Here is a 20,509-nt window from a genome sequence, read left to right on the forward strand (position 1 = left end):
GGGGCGCAGTCGCGCCGCCCCGTTTTGCCGGAGGCAAACCTATGGTTTGACGGGGCGGGACGGCGCGGCCCGACAGTGCCTGTCGGGCAAGGACTTTGCTTCCCAATCACACCGCTATCAGCCTATGCGCTCACCCGGCGGCACGCTTGGAAGACCCCACCCACGGCCGGGCCCTGCCCTTCGTTCTATGCTCTGCGGATTTCCGCAGGCCCTGCGGACTTCCGCAGGCGATTTTCTTCATTGGCGCAAATTCCCAAGCCTCCTACACTCCTCTCCGGAACGATCAAAGAACCTGTTTCTGGGAGGAAACCAATGAATAAATTCCTTGGCCAAGCTGCCATCGCTGCCCTTGCCGTGTCCTTCGCCGGTGAGGCCATGGCCACCGAGTGGAATGTCTCCGTCTGGGGCAAGCGCCGCGCGTTCACCGAGCACGTGGAGAAACTGGCCGAACTCGTAAGCGAGAAGACCGGTGGCGAGTTCACCATGAACATCTCCTACGGCGGGCTCTCCAAGAACACCGAGAACCTTGACGGCATCTCCATCGGCGCCTTCGAGATGGCTCAGTTCTGCGCCGGCTACCACCGCGACAAGAACCCGTCCATCACCGTGCTGGAACTGCCCTTCCTTGGCGTTTCCAGCCTCGAGGAAGAGCGCAAGATCAGCCAGGCGCTATATGCCCACCCGGCCGCACAGGCCGATCTGGCCCGCTGGAACGCCACGCTGCTGATGCCCTCGCCGCTGCCGCAGTACAACCTCGTGGGTGTGGGCGATGCGCCCGCCACGCTCGCCGACTTCAACGGCATGGCCATGCGCGCCACCGGCGGCATCGGTCAGGCGATGGAAAAGGTCGGCGGTGTTCCGACGTCCATGTCCGCCACCGAAGTGCGTCAGGCACTGGACAGCGGCGTTGTGACGGCCGTCTCCTTCGCTCCGCACGCGCATATGTCCTTCGGCACCATCGAAAGCGGCAAGTGGTGGACGACGAACCTGAACCCCGGCACTGTGAACTGCCCGGTTGTGGTGAACACCGACGCCCTGAACGCGCTGACGGATGCGGAGCGTGAAGCGCTGCTCTCCAGCGTGGACGAGGCTCTGGATCACTACATCACCTATTACAACGAGCAGACCATGGCCAAATGGGGCCCGGCGCTGCAGGAGCGTGGCATCACCGAAGTCACCTTCTCCGATGAAGAACTCGCCGCTTTCCGCGAGGCCGCCGCTGGCCCCGTGGCCATGGCATGGGTTGAGGAAAACAATGCCCGCGGTCTGCCTGCGCAGGAGCTTCTCGACTTCGTCACCGGCATGATCGGCCAATAAGGTGACCACCTGACACCCAAAGCCGCCGCGCCCAGAAATCGCGGCGGCTTCCTTTTTTCTGGCTCACATTTTTGGGGAGAGCACCATGGCCGGAAGCGCCACGGTCCTGCAGGACGGCAGCACGCTCAGCCGTCTTGACGGGCATCTGTACAAACTCGAAACCTTCTTCGCGCTTCTGAGCGGCCTTGCCGTTTTCGCGCTGATGATCCTTGCCGTCGTTTCTGTCGGCGGGCGGAATTTCTTCAACGCGCCCCTGCCCGGTTACGTGGATTGGATCGAACAGGCCATGCCGCTGATCGCTTTCATGGGCGTGGCCTATACCCAGCGCAACGGCGGCCATATCCGCATGGACATCCTCGTGAGCAAGCTCAAGGGCCGTGCGCTCTGGGCGGCAGAGTTTACCACCACATTTCTGATCCTCGTGCTGATGGTGCTGATCGTCTGGGGCAGCTTCGCCCACTTCCAGCGCAGCTTCGATCTCGCCGCGCCGATGTGGAGCCGCGACAGCTCGATGGACATCGCCCTGCCGCTCTGGCCCGCCAAACTGCTCGCGCCGGTGGCCTTCTCGGTGCTCTGCGCGCGGCTGGTGCTCCAGCTTTGGGGCTATGCCAAGGCCTTTGCCCAAAACGCCGAAACGCCTGTGGCCGTGCCGCTGATCCAATCGGCTGCCGAACAAGCCGCGGCGGAAGCCGACCATGTGACCGGGGGGGCAGACTGATGGATCCTATTGAAATTGGTATCGCCGTCTCCGTTGGCTTGCTTGTCATGGTCATCCTTGGCATGCGCGTGGCCTTTGCCGCCGCGCTCGCAGGCCTCGTCGGGCTGATCTGGATCTTCTGGGCCAAGAAGGGCTACGCGCCAGACGAGTTTGGCTGGGCGCTCACCGTGGCGGTGAAAACCGCCGGACAGGTGCCGCACTCCAAAGTGGCGAGCCAGGCGCTTTCGCTGATCCCGACCTTCATCCTGATCGGCTACCTGGCCTATTACGCCGGGCTCACCAAAGCGCTGTTTGATGCGGCCAAGAAATGGGTCGGCTGGCTGCCGGGCGGGCTTGCTGTCTCCACCGTCTTTGCAACGGCGGGTTTCGCGGCCGTCTCCGGCGCCTCCGTGGCGACCTCTGCCGTCTTCGCGCGGATCGCCATCCCGGAGATGCTCAAGATCGGCTACGACAAGCGCTTTGCGGCGGGCGTCGTGGCGGCGGGTGGCACGCTGGCCTCGCTGATCCCGCCCTCCGCCATCCTCGTGATCTACGCGATCATCGTGGAGCAAGACGTGGGCAAGCTGCTGCTGGCAGGCTTCATTCCGGGCGCGGTTTCAGCGCTGATCTACGCGGCGCTGATCGTGGGCATGGCCATGGCGCTGCCGAAGTTCGGCCCGCCGGTGAAGGGATTCTCCTGGGGAGAACGCCTCAAGGCGCTGCCGCCAGCTTTCCCGATCTTCTTCGTGGTGATGATCATCGTCTTCTTCATCTACAACCCCTTCGGCGGCGACGCCTGGGGCACGCCCACCGAGGGCGGCGCGTTGGGGGCTTTCGTTGTCTTCTGCATGGCGGTTTACAAGGGCATGCGCTGGGCGCAACTGAAGGACGCCCTGCTGGAGACGGCAAAACTGGCGGTGATGATCTTCACCATCATCTGGGGCGTGCTGATCTACGTCCGCTTCCTCGGCTTCGCCGATCTGCCGGGCGCGTTTTCCGACTGGATCACCTCGCTGGAACAGTCGCCCATGCTCACGTTGGTGCTGATCCTGCTCGCCTATGCGGTGCTGGGGATGTTCATGGACGCCATCGGCATGCTGCTTCTGACGCTGCCCGTCGTCTACCCGGCGGTGATGGCGCTCAACGGCGGCGAGTTCGTCTCCGCAGCCGACAGCGCCTTCGGCATGAGCGGGCCGATGTGTGCGATCTGGTTCGGGATCCTCGTGGTGAAAATGGCGGAGTTCTGCCTGATCACCCCGCCCATTGGCCTGAACTGCTTCGTGGTGGCCGGGGTGCGCGATGATCTGAGCGTGCAGGATGTGTTCAAGGGCGTGACCCCCTTCTTCATCGCCGATGCCGTGACGATCGCCGTGCTGGTGGCCTTCCCCTCCATCGTGCTCTGGCTGCCAAGCCTCGTTTAAGCCTTCGGCCCTCGCCGGTTTACCCCGGCGGGGGCCTTCGAAAACGTGGCCCTCAGCTCACGTCTTCGCCCAGTTCCAGCGCCCGCAGATGCGCCGCCAGCTTGGCACGATCCACCCGCAGGCCGCCGTTGCCCTCGCTGTGCAAAAGCCCCGCTTCCTTCATCTGGCCAATCTCGCGGTTGATCGTCTGGCGCGAACAGCCCACCAGCGTGGCGAGATAACCCTGGCTGTAGGTCACCCGGCTGGAGAACCGCGACAGGTGCTGAAGGTAATGGCCGATCCGCTGCGGCACCGCCTGATACTGGTCGATGTCCTTGAACAGCAAGCCCCGCAACAGGCGTTCGGCCTGCAGCCGCATCAGGTTGCGCTGGACGTTCGGGTCCGCCGCGAAGCTGCGAAAAAGAACCGCCGGGCTGCGCATCAGGATCGCCCCGGCCTGCGCCTCGCAGGTGGCGATCACCGGCTGATCCCCGACAACCTCCACATCCCCCAACACATCCCCCGGCCCGGCGTGATTGGCGATCACCTTGTGGCCCTGCCGGCTCAGAAAGCTGACCTCCACGATGCCATGGGCAATGAGATAGACGTGTTTCGCCCGCGATTCCTGCGTCAGCAGCGGGCGCGGATCCTGGCAGATGATCTCCTCGCAGCGATCCAGAAAGTCATCCGCCACCGCCGGATCGAGCCCGGCCAGCAGCGGCGAGGGCCGCAGGAAGGCGTATTTCTGACTGTTTCGCATGGAGGAGGCCCCACCACCCCGGGTTGTCAATCTCGATTGCCGTATGCGGATGGCTCTGCACAGTCCGCCCGTGGGAAAAGACGCTACAACAGAGGCCCAGAAAAAGGAAAGGGTTGAGGGGGGAATGCACCCTCAACCCTACCAATCACTCGTAACGTGGTGCTGTCACGATGTAATTCGCTTCCAGCCCGTGGGGATCAGTCACTCACTCTGAATACCCGGAAATTAGTCTAAGCCGACGCAAGGGAAACCAACTGTCGCCCAGGCGACAGATTGACAAAATTCCCTCTTTTTACGCGGGGGAACTTCGCGCCTTGGTTGAGCTACCGCCCCGCCAAAGCACCCTGTAGCACGTCAAGCACGGCCTCGGTGGGTACGTTTGCATCCACGAAAGCCTCGCCGATTCCCCGTGCGAGGACGAATCGCAACTGGCCGTCGATGACTTTCTTGTCCTGCCCCATGAGCGTCAGAAGCGCGGCGGCATCCGGCAGATCGCCGGGGATGTCGGCCAGATCGCGCTTGGCCCCGACCTCGGCGAGATGCGCGCGCACCCGGCTCGGGGTTTCCTGCGCGCAGAGCCCAAGCTTCGCGGAAAGCTCAAAGGCCAGCGTGCAGCCGATGGACACCCCCTCGCCGTGGAGCAGCCTGTCAGAATAGCCGGTGGCAGCCTCCAGCGCGTGGCAGAAGGTGTGGCCGAGGTTCAGCAGCGCGCGGTCGCCCTGCTCTGTTTCGTCCCGCGCAACAATCTCGGCCTTCATCTCGCAGGAGCGTTTCACCGCATGGATCCGCTTGGCCACGTCGCCGTCGATCATGTCCAGCGCGTTTTCCTCAAGCCACACGAAGAAACTCGCATCCCCCAGCAGGCCGTATTTCATCACCTCGCCGTAACCGGCAAGGAAATCGCGGCGCGGCAGTGTTTCCAGTACGGAAACATCCGCCAGCACCAGCGAAGGCTGATGGAACGCGCCGATCAGGTTCTTGCCCGCAGGCGAATTGATCGCCGTCTTGCCGCCCACCGAGCTGTCCACCTGTGCCAGAAGCGTCGTGGGCACCTGCACGAAGCGCACGCCCCGGCGCAGGATGGCGGCGGCAAAACCGACCAGATCCCCGATGACCCCGCCGCCAAGCGCAACCACAACATCGTTGCGCTCCACCTTCTCGGCCAGCAGCCATTCCACCGTGCGGCTCAGCTGCTCCCAGCTTTTCGTCGCCTCGCCGGCCGGAAGCACCAGCGCGGAAGCCTCAACACCGCCGGCAGCCAGCCCGGCCTTCAGAGCGTCCAGATGCAGGGGCGCCACGGAGCTGTCCGTCACGATGGCCACCCGCTTGCGGCGCAGCAGCGGGCCGATCAGATCGCCTGCCCGCCCGATCAGCCCCTCGCCGATCAGGATGTCGTAGGAACGCTCGGCAAGATGCACGCGGACGGTTTCGGTCATTCGGTTGTCTCCAGGATGTCGGGGCGGGTCAGCAGCGCCTGCAGCACGCGATGGGCCATTTCTTCCACGCTATAAGCGGCATCGGCATCCACGATCAGCGGCGCTTTGGAATATTCAGGCACCCGCGCGCGGTACAGCTCGCCCAGCGTGGCGCGCGGATTGGCCGTGCGCAACAAGGGCCGCGTTGTCTTGTGGCGTACCCGGTTCCAGAGCAGATCCAGATCCGCGCGCAGCCAGACAGCCGCGCCCCGCGCATCGATCACCTTGCGGTTTTCCACCGACAGGAAGGCCCCGCCGCCGACCGAGAGCACGCAGCGCTCCTCTTCCATCAGCCGCCCGATCACCTCGGTTTCACGCGCCCGGAAGAATCCCTCGCCATCGCGGCTGAAAATCTCGGCAATGCTCATATTGGCGGCTTTCACGATCTCCTCGTCCGAATCGAGGAACGGCGCGTCCAGCATCTGCGCCAAAGCCTTGCCAACGGCGGTTTTTCCCGCCCCCATCATGCCCACGAGGACGACCGTCTTTTTCAATCGATAGGCCAAACCGGCAGCTACCCGCTCAAAATTCCGTTTTCCGCCCCTGAATGGCGTGATCTCGCCGAAAAGACCATATATAATCCTCGCAAGAACGCAAAAAGCGGCGCTAACACGCGAGGGCAGAGATTTGATCGGGCGGCTTCTGAAACTGTTGGTATTCCTTCTGGTGGTCGGGTTCGTCCTGCTGGTGGGCTTTGCCTACCTCGGGGATCTGACCCCGGTGCAAACCGATGTCAGCACCCCGGTGACACTGGATGTGGACTAAGCCCACGGCCCTGGCGATGGCCGCGGCGCTGGTTGCGGCCGCGCCTGCGGTTGCGCAGCCGCTTTCCGCGATCGACTGGCTGTCGGATTCGATCCGCGATCCCGTCACCCTACCCCCAGATCCCGAAGATGGCATCGCTGACAGCGCCGCCGTGGGCACGATCACCGTCACCCCTCTGGATGCGCCGGGGCTTGATGCGGTGGGGCTGCTGCCGAATTCCGTCACCGGATTTCCGCGCGATCTCTGGGGTGACAGCTCCATTGAGGATCTCGCCCGACTGATCGCCCGCGCCGATGTGCGCTCCAGCCCGGCGCTGCAGGATCTGCTCTACACGCTGCTCTTGGCCGAATTGGATCCACCGCGCGGGGCCGACACCGACAACACGCTCTTTCTCGCCCGCGTCGACAAGCTTCTGGAACTGGGCGCGCTGGATCAATCCAAGGCGCTGCTGGAGCGCGCCGGCCCCGACACCAGCGCGCTGTTTCGGCGCTGGTTCGACGTCAGCCTGCTGACCGGCACGGAAAACGCCGCCTGCGACGCGCTGCGCGCCAAAGCCGATATCGCGCCTACCTTCCAGACGCGCATCTTCTGCCTCGCGCGCAACGGCGATTGGAACGCCGCCGCGCTGACGCTGGAAACGGCGAAGGCGCTTGGCTACCTGACGGAAGAGGAAGACGCGCTTCTGGCCCGTTTCCTTGATCCGCTGCTGTTTGAAGGCCTGCCGCCGCTGGCGCTACCCGCCCACCCCACGCCGCTTGTCTTCAGCATGTATGAGGCCATCGGCCAGCCGATTGCCACCAGCACCCAGCCGCTGGCCTTCGCCCATTCCGATCTGCGCCCGGTTTCGGGCTGGAAAGCCCAGATCGAAGCGGCCGAGCGCCTTGCCCGCTCCGGCGCCATCGCCGAGAACCTCCTGCTGGGGATCTATTCCGAACGCCTGCCCGCGGCCTCCGGCGGCATCTGGGATCGCGTCGCCGCCCTGCAGCGCTTTGACGTCGCCCTGCGCGCCCGCAACCCCAATGCCATCGCCCAGACGCTGCCGCCCGCTTGGAAGATGATGCGTGAGGCCGGGCTCGAAACCGCCTTTGCCCGGCTCTACGGCGCGCAGCTGGCGGATTTCAGCCTCACCGGCGAGCCCGCCCGCATCGCCTTCCGGCTCGGGTTGCTGTCCCCGGATTATGAAACCATCGCCCGCGCCAACAGCCCGACCGCGCCGGGGGATGCCTTCCTCGCGTCCGTCGCAGAAGGCACACCCCTGCCGCCACCGCCCGGCAGCCTGCGGGCAGCCGCCGTGGCCGAAGGGTTTTCCAGCCTGACCCCGCCGGCCCGCTACGCCACGCTGCTGCAGGAAAATCGCATCGGCGAGGCCATCCTCACCGCCAGCCAGGACTTCGCCGGCGCGTTTCAGGGCGATCCCTCCGACGCCGCCGGGGCGATTTCGCTGCTGCGCGCTGTCGGCCTTGAGGACACCGCCCGCCGCGCCGCGCTCGAATTCCTGCTCGCCGACGGGGCCGCCTGATGCGCGCGCGCATCGAAGCCTTCATCGAAGCGCAGGCCGCAGAGCTTGACGCCGCCCGCAACACCCAGCTCGCCTACGCCCGCGATCTGCGTATCTTCGCCGACTGGCTGCAGGCCAAAGGTTACGAGGATCTCGCCGTCACCCAGCAGCAGATCGAGGCTTTCCTCGTGGCCTGCGACGCCGAGGGTCTCTCCCGCGCCACCCGCGCCCGCCGCCTCTCCGCGATCCGCCAGTTCTACCGCTTTGCCTATGAAGAAGGCTGGCGTAGCGACAATCCGGCGATCCAGATCGCCGGCCCCGGCAAGGACAAGCGCCTGCCCAAGACCCTCACCGAAGAAGAGGTCGGCCAACTTCTCACGGCCGCCGCCACCGCCGGGCGCACCCCCGAAGATCAAAGCCGCAACCGCTGCCTGACAGAGCTGCTCTACGCCACCGGCATGCGGGTGAGCGAGCTTGTCAGCCTGCCCGTCGCCGCCGTCCGGGGCGATCCGCGCATGCTGCTGGTGCTGGGCAAGGGCGGCAAGGAACGGCTGGTGCCGCTCACCCCGGATGCGCGCGCCGCCGTGGCCGAGTGGCTCGCCGCGCGCGACGTTATGCAGGAGAAGATCGAAAGCCGTGGCGGCACGCCTTCGCGCTTCCTCTTCCCCTCGCGTGGCAAACAAGGCCATCTCACGCGCCACCGCTTCTACATGCTGATCAAGGAAATCGCCGTCGCTGCGGGAATCGCGCCCGAGAAGGTCACGCCGCACACCCTGCGCCACGCCTTCGCCACCCACCTGCTGGCCAACGGCGCCGACCTGCGCGCCATCCAGACGCTTCTCGGCCACGCGGATGTCGCCACCACCGAAATCTACACCCATGTGCTGGACGAACGCCTGAAAGAGCTCGTCCTCACCCACCACCCGCTGGCCCAGCCCCAAGGCGGCTAGTAGACCTACTTTGTTCTAAAAATATCCTCGGGGGGCGCGGGGGGCAGACAGCCCCCCGCTCTTTCAAACCTGAGGGGCAGACAGCCCCCCGCGCTCTTCCTTTAAAGCCGCCCCCGCCGCAGCTCAGGCGGCAAAACCTCTTCGCTGGGCCAAATTCCTTCCGTCAGTGCCACATGATAGCCCTGCACCAACCCGGCGGCCTCCATCGCCGCGCGCGCCGCATCCGCCGCGTAAGCAAGCCGCTCGATCCGCACGCCCTCTTCTGTCAGCACCGCAAACCGCGTCTGGGCGCGCCCGTCATGGGGTGGCAAGCCGATCACGCCCGCGTTGATCCAGCTTTGCGCTCCGACCCGCCGTTCAAAAGCGATCCCGCAATGGCCTGCGATCACCGCGTCCACCGGGCCGACACGTGCCTCCACTTGCGCGATCTCCGCGGCAAACACGGCCTCCGCATCGCTCGGCCAGAGAAAGCGGTTGCTTGCAGATGCCCCGCCATGCAGCACCGCGTAGCGTTTTTCGCCGAGTTCAAAGGTGATCACCTCCGGCAAGCCCGCCATCCAGCGCCGCGCGTCGCCATCGATGCGCGCATCGGCATAAGGATACCAGCCGCGCGACAGCAGATCGCAGGCCGTGCCATCCTCAAACCCGCAGCCGCAATCCGCAGCGCCTGCCGCCAACTGCTCTTCGCAATTGCCCGCCACAACCGCGCAGCCCCAGCCCCGGATCAGCGCGACCGTTTCCGACGGCTCTGCACAATAGGCCACCAGATCGCCGGTGCAGATCGCGTTTTCCGGCCTGATCCCGCGCCGCGCCGCTTCCGCGATCAGCGCCTCGGTGGCATGGAAATTGGAATACGGCCCACCGAACAGCAGCACCGGGCCCGCAAGCCTGCCTAGCTTCTGCACTTTCACCACGCCGCCTCCCTTGAACGCCTGCCTCCGAGTCCCCATAAGGATGCAAGGCCAAACGATTGCAAGGCAAATGGACCAGACTTCAACCCTTCTTGATTCCGCCTTTTGGGTGTCCGCAGGCGCGATCTTCTTTCTTCTGCTCATGTCCGGCTTCTTCTCGGGCTCCGAGACCGCGCTCACCGCCGCTTCTCGCGGCAAACTGCGCAACCAGGCCGACAAGGGCAACAAGGGCGCCGAACGCGCGCTCAAGATCACCGAGGACAACGAACGCCTGATCGGCTCCGTGCTGCTGGGCAACAACCTCGTCAACATCCTCGCCACCTCGCTGGCCACCGCGCTGTTCACCCGGCTCTTCGGGGAAGGCGGCGTGGCGCTGGCGACGCTCGTCATGACGCTCCTCGTGCTGATCTTCGCCGAGGTGCTGCCCAAGACCTATGCGATCACCAATGCGGAAACCGCCGCGGCTTCCGTCTCACGGCCGATCTCGCTGGTGATCTTCCTCTTTGCGCCCATCGTCGGCGCCGTGCGCCTGCTCGTGCGCGGCATCCTGCGGCTTTTCGGCGTCCAGACGGACCCGGACAGCCACATCCTCGCCGTGCGCGAGGAAATCGCCGGGGCCATTTCGCTGGGCCATTCCGAAGGCGTGGTGGAAAAGGAAGACCGCGACCGCATCCTCGGTGCGCTGGATCTGGGCGAGCGCACGGTGGACGAGATCATGCTCCACCGCTCCAACATCGAGATGATCGACGCCGCCGACACGCCCGATGCGATCCTCAACCAGGCGCTGGCCTCCCGTCACACCCGCCTGCCCGTCTTCAAGGACGACCGCGAGAACGTGGTGGGCGTCGTCCACGCCAAGGATCTGCTGCGCGAGGTGAACCGCCTGCTGCGCGGGGCACCGGCCTCGGAAGCGGGCCTGGCCAATTTCGACATCATGAAAGTGGCCAAGCCGCCCTATTTCGTGCCCGAGATCACCACGCTCGATGAGCAGATGCGCCAGTTCCTGCGGCGCAAGGCGCATTTCGCGCTGGTGGTGGACGAATACGGCACCATCGAAGGGCTGATCACGCTGGAGGACATCCTCGAAGAGATCGTCGGCGAGATCACCGACGAGTTCGATCTGGAGCAGGCCCTGCCCTTCAAGAAGACCGACGACGGCAACTACCTTGTCGATGGCGCCACCACGATCCGCGATCTCAACCGGGCCGCCGAATGGAGCCTGCCCGATGACGAGGCCAATACCGTGGCCGGGCTCGTGATCCACGAGGCGCAGATGATCCCCAACGAGGGGCAGGTCTTCTCCTTCCACGGGTTCCGCTTCGAGGTGATGGCCCGCGAGGACAACCGCCTGACGCAGCTCAAGATCAAGCCGCTGTAACGCCCGTTTAAACCAATTGAAAACACCGCCCGGCGGCAACACCGGGCAGCCCGCCACCGACGAGCGGGGCCTGCCCTCATCTCTTGTTCGATCGCCTAGCGCCCCTTGAACAGGCTCCCGAGGATCCCGCGCACGAGCTTCTTGCCGGTGGTGCCCGTCAACTCATCCATCACCATTTCGCCCATGGCAGAGCCGAAGCTCTGATCGGCCTTGGACCTGCGGGATGACGAGCGCGGCACGCGGCTGCCCGTGTAGCGCCGCGCGGTGCGGTACTCGCGTTCTGCTGCCGGGGCCTCCTCTTCGGCGGCCTCTGCCTCTTCGGCCTCCTGCGCGGCCTTTGCTGCGCGGCGGGCGAGCATCTCGTGGGCGCTGTCGCGATCCACGGTGGTGTCGTATTTTGCGCCCATCGGCCCGGCCTTCATCACCGCAGCGCGTTCCTCATCATCCAGCGGCCCCATGCGCGAAGACGGCGGGCGCACCAGCGTGCGCTCCACGATCCCCGGCACGCCTTTCTTTTGCAAGAAAGACGTCACCGCCTCGCCAGTGCCCACGTCGCGGATGGCGTCGGCGGTGTCAAACCGCGGGTTGTCGCGGTAGGTTTCGGCGGCAAGCTTGAGGTTCTTTCGGTCCTTCGCCGTATAGGCGCGCAGCGCGTGCTGCACGCGGTTGCCGAGCTGGCCGAGAATGTCCTCAGGAATATCGCCCGGATTTTGCGAGACGAAATAGACGCCCACGCCCTTGGAGCGGATCAGCCGCGCCACCTGCTCCACCTTGTCCAGAAGCGCCTTGGGCGCGTCATTGAACAGCAGATGCGCCTCGTCAAAGAAGAAGACGAGCTTGGGCTTATCAGGATCGCCCACCTCGGGCAGCGTCTCAAACAGTTCCGACAGCAGCCAGAGCAGGAAGGTGGCGTAGAGCTTGGGCGCATGCATCAGCTTGTCCGACGCCAGCACGTTGATGCGCCCGCGCCCGTCGGCCTCGGTGGCCATCAGATCCTCGATCTCCAGCGCCGGCTCGCCGAACATGCCGGTGATGCCCTGGTTCTCCAACGTCAGCAGCCCGCGCTGGATCGCGCCCACAGAGGCCGTGGAGACATTGCCATATCGCAAGGAAAGCTGAGCGCGGTTTTCGCCCACCCAGAGCAGCAACGACTGAAGATCCTTCAGATCCAGCAGCGGCAGGCCTTCTTCGTCGGCCACGCGGAACGCGATGTTGAGCACCCCCTCCTGCACTTCCGTCAGCTCCAGCAGTTGGGAAAGCAGCAGCGGCCCCATCTCGGCCACCGTGGTGCGCACCGGATGGCCCGACTGGCCGAACACATCCCAGAAAACCACCGGATAGGCCTGATAGCCAATATCGGTGAGCCCGATTGTCTGCGCGCGCGACTCAAAGGCCTCTTTCAGGCCGCCCTCCGGTGCGCCTGCGACCGCAAGGCCCGAGAGATCGCCCTTCACATCGGCCAGAAACACCGGCACCCCTTCACGGGAGAAGGCCTCGGCCATGATCTGCAGCGTCACCGTCTTGCCGGTGCCCGTGGCCCCGGCGATCATGCCGTGGCGGTTGGCGTATTTCAGGGCCAGCTCCTGCGCCGTGCCGTAGCCATCGCCGCCACCTCCGATGAAAATATGATCTGCCACGGCCCTGCTCCCTGATTTTTTACCGGTCAATTCCCGCCAGTTCAGGCAGGATACGCTCCGAAAATACAGTCTTAACCCTTTTCTGCCACAGTGAATTTGCCCGCAAATGCAAGCGTTTGCATGCGCGGGCCTTCCTCCCTGTTGGACTGGCCGCGCCCAAGCGATTGGCGCGGCCTCTTTTTTAATCATCTTCTTGCTCTTAAAGGATGATTTTGGCTGTTGACCACGCCCGCGCTTCTGAATAACGTTCCGCTCAATGACAAGTCGGCCAGTCCGACGGGGAGTGTGAAATTCACAGGGAAGAAGGGTCGCTCGCGGCCCTTTTTTCTTTTTAGGCCGCCGGGTTAGGCCAGCACGGTACGGCCATTGCGTGGCGCGGCCCGGCGGAATTTCCCCGTTCCGGCGCATTGAATTCGCCCCGCGCTCGGCTATCCTGCCGCCTCACAAAACGCCTCTGGAAGGACCATCCCGCATGAGTGGCCTGCTTGCCCTGCTCGACGACGTTGCCGCCATCGCCAAGGCGGCTGCGGCCCAGATCGATGACATCGCCGCGCAATCGGCCAAGGTGGGCGCGAAGGTCGCCGGAACGGTGCTGGACGACGCTGCCAAGGCCGGGGCGAAATCCGCAGGGGTGGTGATCGACGATGCCGCCGTGACGCCGAAATACGTGCACGGGCTTCCAGCAGCGCGCGAGTTGCCCATCGTGATGCGCATCGCACGCGGCTCCTTCTTCAACAAGCTCGTCATCCTGCTGCCCATCGCGCTGCTGTTGAACGCTTTCGCCCCGTTCCTGCTGCCCCCCTTGCTGATGCTGGGCGGGGCCTACCTGTGTTTTGAAGGGGCGGAGAAGATCCTGCACGCGGTCAAGGGCGGCAGTCACGGCCACAGCGAGGATCACGGGCTCGATGCGGCCTCGCTGGAAGAAAAACGCGTCGCCGGGGCGGTGAAGACGGATTTCATCCTCTCGGCGGAAATCATGACGATCGCGCTTTCGGCCATCGAAGCGGACTCGATCTGGATCGAGGGGCTGGTGCTGGCCATGGTCGCCGTCGGGATCACGGTGCTGATCTACGGCAGCGTGGCGATCCTGGTGAAGGCCGACGACGTGGGCCTGAAACTGGCGGAAGTGGGCCGGCTCTCGGCCACACGTGCCTTCGGACGCGGCATCGTGAAGGCCATGCCCTCGGTGATGACGGCGATCTCGGTGATCGGCACGGCGGCGATGCTCTGGGTTGGCGGCTCGATCATCGTGCACGGGCTCGAAGCCTTCCAGATCGGCATTCCCGGCCACCAGATCCACGACATCGCCCATGCCGCCGGGGCGGCGCTTCCGGCAATGGAAGGCGCGGTGACGTGGTTCGTTACCGCCTTTCTGGACGGGGTTTTCGGCCTAGCCATCGGCCTTGCGCTGATCCCGGTTGTGAGCGGTGTGCTCCTGCCGCTGGCCCGCGCGCTGGGGCTTGGCGGCAAAGGGGAAACCGGCGAAGATGGGCACTAGCAATTCCCCGCTCAGGGGCCGCATTCGCCCCTGACACCGTATTTCAGAAGTGATACATCGACCCAAAGCAATTCGAGGATGACACTGCGATGCAGGACCTGATCAAATCCCTTCTTCTGGCCACGGCTCTGGCTGTTCCGTCCGCCACTTTCGCGCAGGACACAGCAACGAGCGGCGAGGCTGCACAGGCTGAGGCGCCTGCGGAAGCTCCGGCTGAAACCGCCGGAAGCGACACCCCGGCCGGCGCCAACGAGCTTTCGCTGGGCGAAGAGGTCAGGACAGGCCCGCAGGTCGGCGATACCTATATCCGTGACACCTACGGCGATTGGGAGCTGCGCTGCGTCAAGACCGAAGATGGCCGCGATCCCTGCCAGCTCTACCAGCTGCTGGCCGACGAAACCGGCAACGCCGTGGCCGAGATCAATCTCTTCGGCCTGCAGGACGGCGGCCAGGCTGCAGCCGGGGCCACCATCATCACCCCGCTGGAAACGCTGCTGACCCAGAACATCACGCTCTCCGTGGATGGCGGCGCGGCCAAGCGCTACCCCTTCACTTGGTGCTCGCAGATCGGCTGCGTGGCGCGCGTGGGCTTCACCCAAGCCGAGGTGGACAGCTTCAAACGCGGTGCCAAGGGCACGCTGGTGATCGTCCCTGTCGCCGCGCCGGATCAGCAGGTGATCCTGACGGTCTCGCTCACGGGCTTCACCGCCGCCTTTGACGCCGTGAACGCCAGCAACCGCGCCGTGGCGGAAAGCGCTCCGAAAGAGTGATCCACGCCAACTGCGCAATGCGCACACACAAATAAGAAAGCCGCGCTTCACGCGCGGCTTTTTGCATTTCAGGGGTTTCCCAAAACCCTCAAGGCGCTTTGCGAAGGGCCAGCACCGCGTTGAGCCCGCCAAAGGCGAAGGCGTTGGAGAGCACCACGTCCACCTGCGCGTCGCGGGCCTCGTTGGGCACAACGTCCAGCGCGCATTCCGGATCCGGCTCCTCGTAGCCGATCGTGGGCGCGATCACGCCCTCTTTCAGCGCCATGACGCAGGCCAGAAGCTCCACCGCGCCGGTGCCGCCAATCAGGTGGCCGTGCATGGATTTGGTGGAGGAAATCATCAGCCGGTCCGCGTGGTGGCCGAAGACATCGGCCACGGCGGCGCATTCGGTCTTGTCGTTGGCGGCGGTGCCTGTGCCGTGCGCGTTGATGTAGCCCACCTGCTCCGGGTTCACCTTCGCGTCCTTCATCGCGCCCGAAATCGCCCGCGCCGCGCCCTGTTTGGAGGGCATCACGATGTCAGACGCATCCGAGGTCATGGCAAAACCGATCACCTCGGCGAGGATCTCCGCCCCGCGCGCCTTGGCGGCCTCGTATTCCTCAAACACGAAGACGGCAGCGCCCTCGCCCTGCACCATGCCGTTGCGGTTGGCCGAGAACGGCCGGCAGGCATCGCGGCTCATCACCCGCAGGCCTTCCCAGGCCTTCACGCCGCCGAAACAGAGCATGGATTCCGAGCCGCCCGTCACCATGACCTTCGCCATGCCGGAGCGGATCATGTTGAAGGCCTGCCCCATCGCGTGGTTGGACGAGGCACAGGCCGTTGCCACGGTGAAGCTCGGCCCCTTGAGGTTATGCTCCATCGACACATGGCTCGCCGCCGCGTTGTTCATCAGCTTGGGTACGACGAAGGGATGCACGCGGTTTTTGCCGTCCTCATAGACGGTGCGGTAGTTTTCATCCCAGGTGTTTACCCCGCCCCCGGCGGTGCCCAGCACCACGCCCGATTGCGCGGCCAGCTCGCCCGAGAAGCTCAGCCCCGCTTGCGCGATGGCCTCGCGCGCGGCCAGCAGCGTGAACTGGGTGAAGCGATCATAAAGCGCGATCTGCTGGCGGTTGAACTCAGCCTCCGGATCATAGCCGCGCACCTGCCCACCAATGCGGATCGAGAGCCGCTCCACGTCGCGGATGTCCAATTCGCCAATGCCACAGCGCCCCTCGCGCATCGCAGCGAGGTTTTCGGAAGCCGAATGGCCAAGCGCGCTGATCGCGCCCTGACCGGTAATCACGACGCGCTTCATGTTAGGCGGCCTGCTCCGCCACAAGGCTTTCCACGGCCTTCACGATGGATTGAACCGAGGAAATGTCGAAATCGCTCTTACTGGGCTCATTGGCGTTGAAGGGCACCTGAATGTCGAAGGCTTCCTCGATCGCGAAGATACACTCCACCAACCCCATGCTGTCGATCCCCAGATCTTCAAGCGTTGAATCCATGCTCACATCAGAAGGTTCCAGCACGGCCTGCTCGGCGATGATTTCGATGATTTTATCTGTGACGTTCTCTGACATCTGTCCGGGCCCTTTCTGGGGCGTGATTTAGTCCTTCTGGACCAGTTTTGAAACAGATTTCTGAAGCTCGGCAAACTGCTTCATCATCCGAGGAAGGCGACGCATCGCCTTGTTGATCTCGATCTGGGTCTCCATTTTCACCGCCGGGTTGCCCATCAGCACGCGGCCCGCGGGCGCGTTGGTGAAAATCATGGCGCCGCCTCCGGCCACCACGTCGTCGCCGACGAAGATATTGTCATTCACCGCCACGCGGCCACCAATTACCACGCGGTTGCCCACCCGGCTGGAGCCCGCAAGCCCGGCCTGCCCGCAGATCAGCACATCCTCGCCCACCACGCAGTTGTGGCCGATCTGCACAAGGTTGTCGATCTTGGTGCGGCTGCCGATGCGGGTGGCGCGGATGGTGCCGCGGTCGATGGCGGAGTTGCTGCCCACTTCCACGTCATCGCCGATCTCGACCCCGCCGAGCGAATGGATGCGCGTCCAGCTCTGCGCCGCCTGCGCGCCTTCCGTACCAAGGCTTTCGCGCACGCTCTCCACCGCGCCCTTCTCCGGCGTGACGAAGGAGAACCCGTCGCCCCCGATCACGGCGGAAGGCTGCGCGATGAAGCGATCCCCGATGGTCACACGGTGGCAGATGCGCACGCCTGCCCAGAGCAGACACTCCGCGCCAAGCCGCGCGCCTTCGTCAATGGTCACATGGGCGGCGATGCGTGCGTTTTCCCCGATCACCACATCCGCGCCGATCACCGCATAGGGGCCGATGGCGGCCCCCGGCCCGATCTGTGCCGTCTCGTGGATCACGGCTGTGGGATGCACCTCCGGCGCGATGCCGGGGCCCGGATCAAGCAGCCGCGTAATGCCCGACATCGCATAGCGCGGGCGCGGCACGAAGATCGCGGCCTCAAGGCCAAAGGCTGAGTAATCGGCCCCGTCCCACAGGATCGCGGCGCGGGCTTTGCCCTCGGGCAGACCTTCGGCGTATTTCGGCCCCATCGCCATGGCCAGATGGCGCGGCCCAGCCTCGGCCGGTTCGGCCGCGCCCTCGATCAGAAGATCCGTCTTGCCCACGGCCCGTGCGTTCAGGGCCTCGGCGATCTCGGCGATGGTGTAAGGCATCCGCACTCCTCGCTGCGCGCCCCGAAACAGCCGGGGCGCGCGTTGAAGAGGGATTTAGCCACGAACGGCGCGCAAGGAAACCCCGGCATCCGACAGGGCGGCGAAAACTTTCGCATCGCGCCCATAAACGTCACGGCGGTATTGCATCGGCCCCTTCGGCTGCGAGACAGCCGTGCGGTAGACGATATGCACCGGGATCGGCTGTTCGAGATCGATCCGGGTCTCTTTGCCGGAATCCAGCGCGCGCTGGAACATGCCTTCCGGGTTGCTCGTTTGCGCCGCCAGAACCGCATGGGCGAACTCGCGCGGATCGGCGAGGCGGATACAGCCATGGCTGAAGGCGCGCACTTCGCGATCGAACAGGTTCTTGGACGGGGTGTCATGCAGGTAGATGTTGTGACGATTTGGGAACATGAACTTCACGATCCCCAGCGCATTGCCCCGGCTCGGCGGCTGTTTCATCGCGAAGGGAAAGTTGCGCGCGGTGAACTGGTTGAAGTTCACCGACCCCCGGCTCACCGTCTGGCCTTTCGAGTTGATCAGCTTCAGATGGCTCACCGCGTTCGGATTCTTCTTGAGCATCGGCAGATACTCTTTGGTGGCGATCGAGCGCGGCACGTTCCACGTCGGGTTCACCACGACAAACTCCATCACGTCGGAGAACTCCGGCGAACGGCGGTCGGCGGTGTCTTTGCCGATGACGGAGCGGGTCTCGAAGGTGACCTTGCCGTTGTCGACGATCTTGGCGGAGAAATCGGTAAGATTCACCCAGACATGCCGGCTGCCACGATTGCGGTTCATCCAGCGCTCGCGCTCCATGGCGACGATCACCGATTTCAGGCGGTCCTCCACATCGGCGTTGACCTCAGAAAGCGTGCCGGCCCCGGCAATGCCGTCCGGCTCCAATCCGTGGTTCACCTGAAAGGCCTGAACTGCCTTCTGCATCTCAACGTCATAGCTCTGGGAGGCCGTCCGCCCCATGTAATCAAGGGCGATCAGCCGGTTGCGCAGCGCCACGACCTGCCCGCCCGCCATGCCGGGCTCCAGCTTCTTGGCGGTGACCTTCGGGCCATAGCCGCCGCTGGCCAGCTGCTTTTCGAGCGAAAGCTTCTCCTTCATCAGGCGGGTGTATTCGGAGGATTTCGGCGGCAGCTGCCGGATGAAACCGCGCGGGCTCGATTTGGAGAACGCCACCAGCGTCTGGGTGCGGTTGCGGCGCGGGATTTCGCGCACAATGCCGCTGTCCACCCGGCTCGGGGTCAGAACGCCGGATTGGATGTCCTGCGCGTATTGCAGGAACATTCGGCTCATCTCGACCTCCAGCAGCCCCATGTCGCGCGGGGTCTGCGCGCTTTTCATGCCGGATTTCACCAGCTCCGCATCGTAGCGCCGCGTGGGCAGCCCGTGGGCCTCGGCCTGTTCCAGCGCTTCCAGAAACGCCTTGCGGCGCGCCTTGTCCTTGCCGGAGTTGCCGGTCCAGATCGCTTTATAGCCGTTGGATTTGTAGAATTCCGCGATCGCCTTGTCCTTGGCGGCGGCCTCGGCGACGGCCTGCGTGAAGGGCGTCACATCGGCCTGAACCGGCGCGGCGATGAGTGTGAAAAAGGCAAAAACGAATGCCAGCAGCCGTAGCAGGGGGCGGCCTGCGGGTGCCTGTGTCATGATGAACCTCTGTACTGTCTTACCGGCCCGAGGGGAGTGCGGACCCCATCAAGCCTGTATGCTCGTGTTTTTCTTGTCCAATCACTTTATGCCGGGCTGGCCGGAATGCACAACCGATGTGCGCCCCCCGCCACAATCGGCGGGGCTCTGCAGGGGGTTCGCGATTCTGCGGCGGTTTTTTGCCAATTCCCCTTGAATGGCCCAATGCCTCCAAAATCAGCGCTTGGTGACGGAATCATCCTGTGGCATAAAATGGCCACATCTGGGGAATATGATGGCAGGTAAGGCCGCGGGCAAGCGGTCACAGGCAAGCGACGGGACAGGCGCACCAAAATGACAGACGTAAAAGCGACGGGCCTCACGAGGCGTGCCCTACTTGGTGCATTTGCATCAACAGCAGTGGTAGCAGCACCAACATACGCAAATGCACTAGGGTTTCTGCGTGGCGGCGGCGATGTCCGGCGCATCCGCATGTATTCGGGCCGCACCGGCGAAAGCATCGACACGGTGTATTGGGTCGAAGGCAAATACATCAAGGAAGCCCTCAACGAGATCAACCACTTCATGCGCGACTGGCGGCAGAACGAAGCCAAGCCCATCGACACGCGCACGATCGATATCATGGCCGCGAGCCACAACCTGCTGGATGTCGACGAGCCCTACATGCTCCTCTCCGGCTACCGCTCGCCCAAAACCAACGCCATGCTGCGCGCCCGCTCTGGCGGCGTTGCCAAGAACTCCCTCCACATGAAAGCACAAGCCGCCGATCTGCGCCTGCGCTCCCGCTCGGTGAGCCAGATCGCAAAGGCAGCCGCCTCCTGCAAGGGCGGCGGTGTGGGCCGCTACTCCGGCTCCAACTTCGTGCATATGGATTGCGGCGACGTCCGCACCTGGGGCCGCTGAGCCCCGCAAGCGCCATTTCTGCCGGCATCCCCGACACAAGGGGATCCTATCGAGCCTGACCGCAAAGACCCGCCGAGCCACCGGCGGGTCTTTTGGTTTTCGTCTCTTGCTCCGGCAAAGATGTCCGCCTGTCACGACTGTGACAGGCACGCGTCCGCCCGCCCCACGGCGGGCGCGTTCCGCGCCCACCCGGTCGGACGC

18 protein-coding genes are annotated in these 20,509 nt (G+C 64.5%); 9 read left to right on the plus strand and 9 right to left on the minus strand.

All coding sequences use genetic code 11. The features are described from left to right. The first annotated feature begins 312 nt into the window (after positions 1-312). The 3 genes from KVX96_RS10705 (at position 313) to KVX96_RS10715 (ending at position 3,435) form a co-directional block, all read left to right on the plus strand. Complete coding sequence (locus KVX96_RS10705; protein WP_261194417.1) at positions 313-1,317, plus strand: C4-dicarboxylate TRAP transporter substrate-binding protein; 1,005 nt, start codon at positions 313-315, stop codon at positions 1,315-1,317. An 85-nt stretch (positions 1,318-1,402) separates the two neighbouring features. Then, positions 1,403-2,035 (plus strand): TRAP transporter small permease subunit, encoded by a 633-nt coding sequence (locus tag KVX96_RS10710; protein WP_261194418.1) that lies wholly within the window; start codon positions 1,403-1,405, stop codon positions 2,033-2,035. Next, complete coding sequence (locus tag KVX96_RS10715; RefSeq protein ID WP_261194419.1) at positions 2,035-3,435, plus strand: TRAP transporter large permease; 1,401 nt, start codon at positions 2,035-2,037, stop codon at positions 3,433-3,435. The genes KVX96_RS10710 and KVX96_RS10715 overlap by 1 nt, the downstream gene beginning before the upstream one ends. A 52-nt stretch (positions 3,436-3,487) precedes the next feature. Here the strand turns inward: KVX96_RS10715 and KVX96_RS10720 are convergent, their stop codons facing one another. From KVX96_RS10720 to KVX96_RS10730, 3 genes are all read right to left on the minus strand, one after another. Further along, on the minus strand, positions 3,488-4,174 hold the full coding sequence (locus tag KVX96_RS10720) for a Crp/Fnr family transcriptional regulator (RefSeq protein ID WP_261194420.1): 687 nt from the start codon (positions 4,172-4,174) through the stop codon (positions 3,488-3,490). 323 nt (positions 4,175-4,497) lie between these two features. Further along, positions 4,498-5,610 (minus strand): 3-dehydroquinate synthase, encoded by a 1,113-nt coding sequence (gene aroB, locus KVX96_RS10725; protein WP_261194421.1) that lies wholly within the window; start codon positions 5,608-5,610, stop codon positions 4,498-4,500. After that, entirely contained in the window at positions 5,607-6,143 is a 537-nt protein-coding gene (locus tag KVX96_RS10730; protein ID WP_314733113.1) for a shikimate kinase, read from the minus strand. The genes aroB and KVX96_RS10730 overlap by 4 nt, the downstream gene beginning before the upstream one ends. Positions 6,144-6,403: 260 nt before the next feature. Between KVX96_RS10730 and KVX96_RS10735 the strand changes: the two genes are divergently transcribed. Together KVX96_RS10735 and KVX96_RS10740 are read left to right on the plus strand one after the other, a co-directional pair. Then, on the plus strand, positions 6,404-7,933 hold the full coding sequence (locus tag KVX96_RS10735; RefSeq protein WP_261194423.1) for a hypothetical protein: 1,530 nt from the start codon (positions 6,404-6,406) through the stop codon (positions 7,931-7,933). Next, on the plus strand, positions 7,933-8,862 hold the full coding sequence (locus tag KVX96_RS10740; RefSeq protein ID WP_261194424.1) for a site-specific tyrosine recombinase XerD: 930 nt from the start codon (positions 7,933-7,935) through the stop codon (positions 8,860-8,862). Before KVX96_RS10735 ends, KVX96_RS10740 begins: the two co-directional genes overlap by 1 nt. Before the next feature lie 101 nt (positions 8,863-8,963). Here the strand turns inward: KVX96_RS10740 and KVX96_RS10745 are convergent, their stop codons facing one another. Further along, positions 8,964-9,773: a metallophosphoesterase family protein gene (locus KVX96_RS10745; RefSeq protein ID WP_261194425.1), complete on the minus strand. Its 810-nt coding sequence runs from the start codon at positions 9,771-9,773 to the stop codon at positions 8,964-8,966. A 70-nt stretch (positions 9,774-9,843) separates the two neighbouring features. On the opposite strand from KVX96_RS10745, the gene KVX96_RS10750 reads away from it, so the two are divergent. Further along, positions 9,844-11,151, plus strand: a complete 1,308-nt coding sequence (locus KVX96_RS10750; protein WP_261194426.1) for an HlyC/CorC family transporter — start codon at positions 9,844-9,846, stop codon at positions 11,149-11,151. A 95-nt stretch (positions 11,152-11,246) separates the two neighbouring features. Here KVX96_RS10750 and KVX96_RS10755 read toward each other — a convergent pair whose 3' ends face one another. Continuing rightward, a complete protein-coding gene (locus tag KVX96_RS10755; protein ID WP_261194427.1) occupies positions 11,247-12,788 on the minus strand; it encodes a DUF853 domain-containing protein in 1,542 nt (513 codons plus the stop codon). A gap of 472 nt (positions 12,789-13,260) precedes the next feature. On the opposite strand from KVX96_RS10755, the gene KVX96_RS10760 reads away from it, so the two are divergent. Beyond that, positions 13,261-14,286 carry a DUF808 domain-containing protein gene (locus KVX96_RS10760; RefSeq protein ID WP_261194428.1) on the plus strand — a complete coding sequence of 342 codons (1,026 nt, stop codon included), beginning with the start codon at positions 13,261-13,263 and terminating at the stop codon, positions 14,284-14,286. 89 nt (positions 14,287-14,375) lie between these two features. Beyond that, complete coding sequence (locus KVX96_RS10765) at positions 14,376-15,056, plus strand: invasion associated locus B family protein (protein ID WP_261194429.1); 681 nt, start codon at positions 14,376-14,378, stop codon at positions 15,054-15,056. Between the two features lie 88 nt (positions 15,057-15,144). On the opposite strand, the gene KVX96_RS10770 is transcribed toward KVX96_RS10765, so the two are convergent. The 4 genes from KVX96_RS10770 to KVX96_RS10785 are packed head-to-tail and all read right to left on the minus strand — an operon-like array spanning position 15,145 to position 19,405. Beyond that, positions 15,145-16,356: a beta-ketoacyl-[acyl-carrier-protein] synthase family protein gene (locus KVX96_RS10770; protein ID WP_261194430.1), complete on the minus strand. Its 1,212-nt coding sequence runs from the start codon at positions 16,354-16,356 to the stop codon at positions 15,145-15,147. 1 nt (position 16,357) lies between these two features. Further along, positions 16,358-16,624, minus strand: a complete 267-nt coding sequence (locus tag KVX96_RS10775) for an acyl carrier protein (protein WP_261194431.1) — start codon at positions 16,622-16,624, stop codon at positions 16,358-16,360. Positions 16,625-16,651: 27 nt separating this feature from the next. Continuing rightward, on the minus strand, positions 16,652-17,743 hold the full coding sequence (lpxD, locus tag KVX96_RS10780; protein WP_261194432.1) for a UDP-3-O-(3-hydroxymyristoyl)glucosamine N-acyltransferase: 1,092 nt from the start codon (positions 17,741-17,743) through the stop codon (positions 16,652-16,654). Between the two features lie 54 nt (positions 17,744-17,797). Then, the gene (locus KVX96_RS10785) at positions 17,798-19,405 is read right to left on the minus strand and encodes a murein L,D-transpeptidase (RefSeq protein ID WP_261194434.1); all 1,608 of its coding nucleotides are present in this window, start codon (positions 19,403-19,405) and stop codon (positions 17,798-17,800) included. A 333-nt stretch (positions 19,406-19,738) separates the two neighbouring features. Between KVX96_RS10785 and KVX96_RS10790 the strand changes: the two genes are divergently transcribed. Beyond that, positions 19,739-20,308 carry a YcbK family protein gene (locus tag KVX96_RS10790; protein WP_261194435.1) on the plus strand — a complete coding sequence of 190 codons (570 nt, stop codon included), beginning with the start codon at positions 19,739-19,741 and terminating at the stop codon, positions 20,306-20,308. Positions 20,309-20,509 lie beyond the last annotated feature (201 nt).

This window comes from Pseudoruegeria sp. SHC-113 (genome assembly GCF_025376885.1).
Classification (GTDB): Bacteria; Pseudomonadota; Alphaproteobacteria; order Rhodobacterales; family Rhodobacteraceae; genus Pseudoruegeria.

Excerpts from the sequence above, each read along its gene's own strand:
- KVX96_RS10705 (WP_261194417.1), top strand. The coding sequence starts at position 313 with ATGAATAAATTCCTTGGCCAAGCTGCCATCGCTGCCCTTGCCGTGTCC.
- KVX96_RS10710 (WP_261194418.1), top strand. The coding sequence starts at position 1,403 with ATGGCCGGAAGCGCCACGGTCCTGCAGGACGGCAGCACGCTCAGCCGT.
- KVX96_RS10715 (WP_261194419.1), top strand. The coding sequence starts at position 2,035 with ATGGATCCTATTGAAATTGGTATCGCCGTCTCCGTTGGCTTGCTTGTC.
- KVX96_RS10720 (WP_261194420.1), bottom strand. The coding sequence starts at position 4,174 with ATGCGAAACAGTCAGAAATACGCCTTCCTGCGGCCCTCGCCGCTGCTG.
- aroB (WP_261194421.1), bottom strand. The coding sequence starts at position 5,610 with ATGACCGAAACCGTCCGCGTGCATCTTGCCGAGCGTTCCTACGACATC.
- KVX96_RS10735 (WP_261194423.1), top strand. The coding sequence starts at position 6,404 with ATGTGGACTAAGCCCACGGCCCTGGCGATGGCCGCGGCGCTGGTTGCG.
- KVX96_RS10740 (WP_261194424.1), top strand. The coding sequence starts at position 7,933 with ATGCGCGCGCGCATCGAAGCCTTCATCGAAGCGCAGGCCGCAGAGCTT.
- KVX96_RS10750 (WP_261194426.1), top strand. The coding sequence starts at position 9,844 with ATGGACCAGACTTCAACCCTTCTTGATTCCGCCTTTTGGGTGTCCGCA.
- KVX96_RS10760 (WP_261194428.1), top strand. The coding sequence starts at position 13,261 with ATGAGTGGCCTGCTTGCCCTGCTCGACGACGTTGCCGCCATCGCCAAG.
- KVX96_RS10765 (WP_261194429.1), top strand. The coding sequence starts at position 14,376 with ATGCAGGACCTGATCAAATCCCTTCTTCTGGCCACGGCTCTGGCTGTT.
- KVX96_RS10770 (WP_261194430.1), bottom strand. The coding sequence starts at position 16,356 with ATGAAGCGCGTCGTGATTACCGGTCAGGGCGCGATCAGCGCGCTTGGC.
- KVX96_RS10775 (WP_261194431.1), bottom strand. The coding sequence starts at position 16,624 with ATGTCAGAGAACGTCACAGATAAAATCATCGAAATCATCGCCGAGCAG.
- lpxD (WP_261194432.1), bottom strand. The coding sequence starts at position 17,743 with ATGCCTTACACCATCGCCGAGATCGCCGAGGCCCTGAACGCACGGGCC.
- KVX96_RS10785 (WP_261194434.1), bottom strand. The coding sequence starts at position 19,405 with ATGACACAGGCACCCGCAGGCCGCCCCCTGCTACGGCTGCTGGCATTC.
- KVX96_RS10790 (WP_261194435.1), top strand. The coding sequence starts at position 19,739 with ATGACAGACGTAAAAGCGACGGGCCTCACGAGGCGTGCCCTACTTGGT.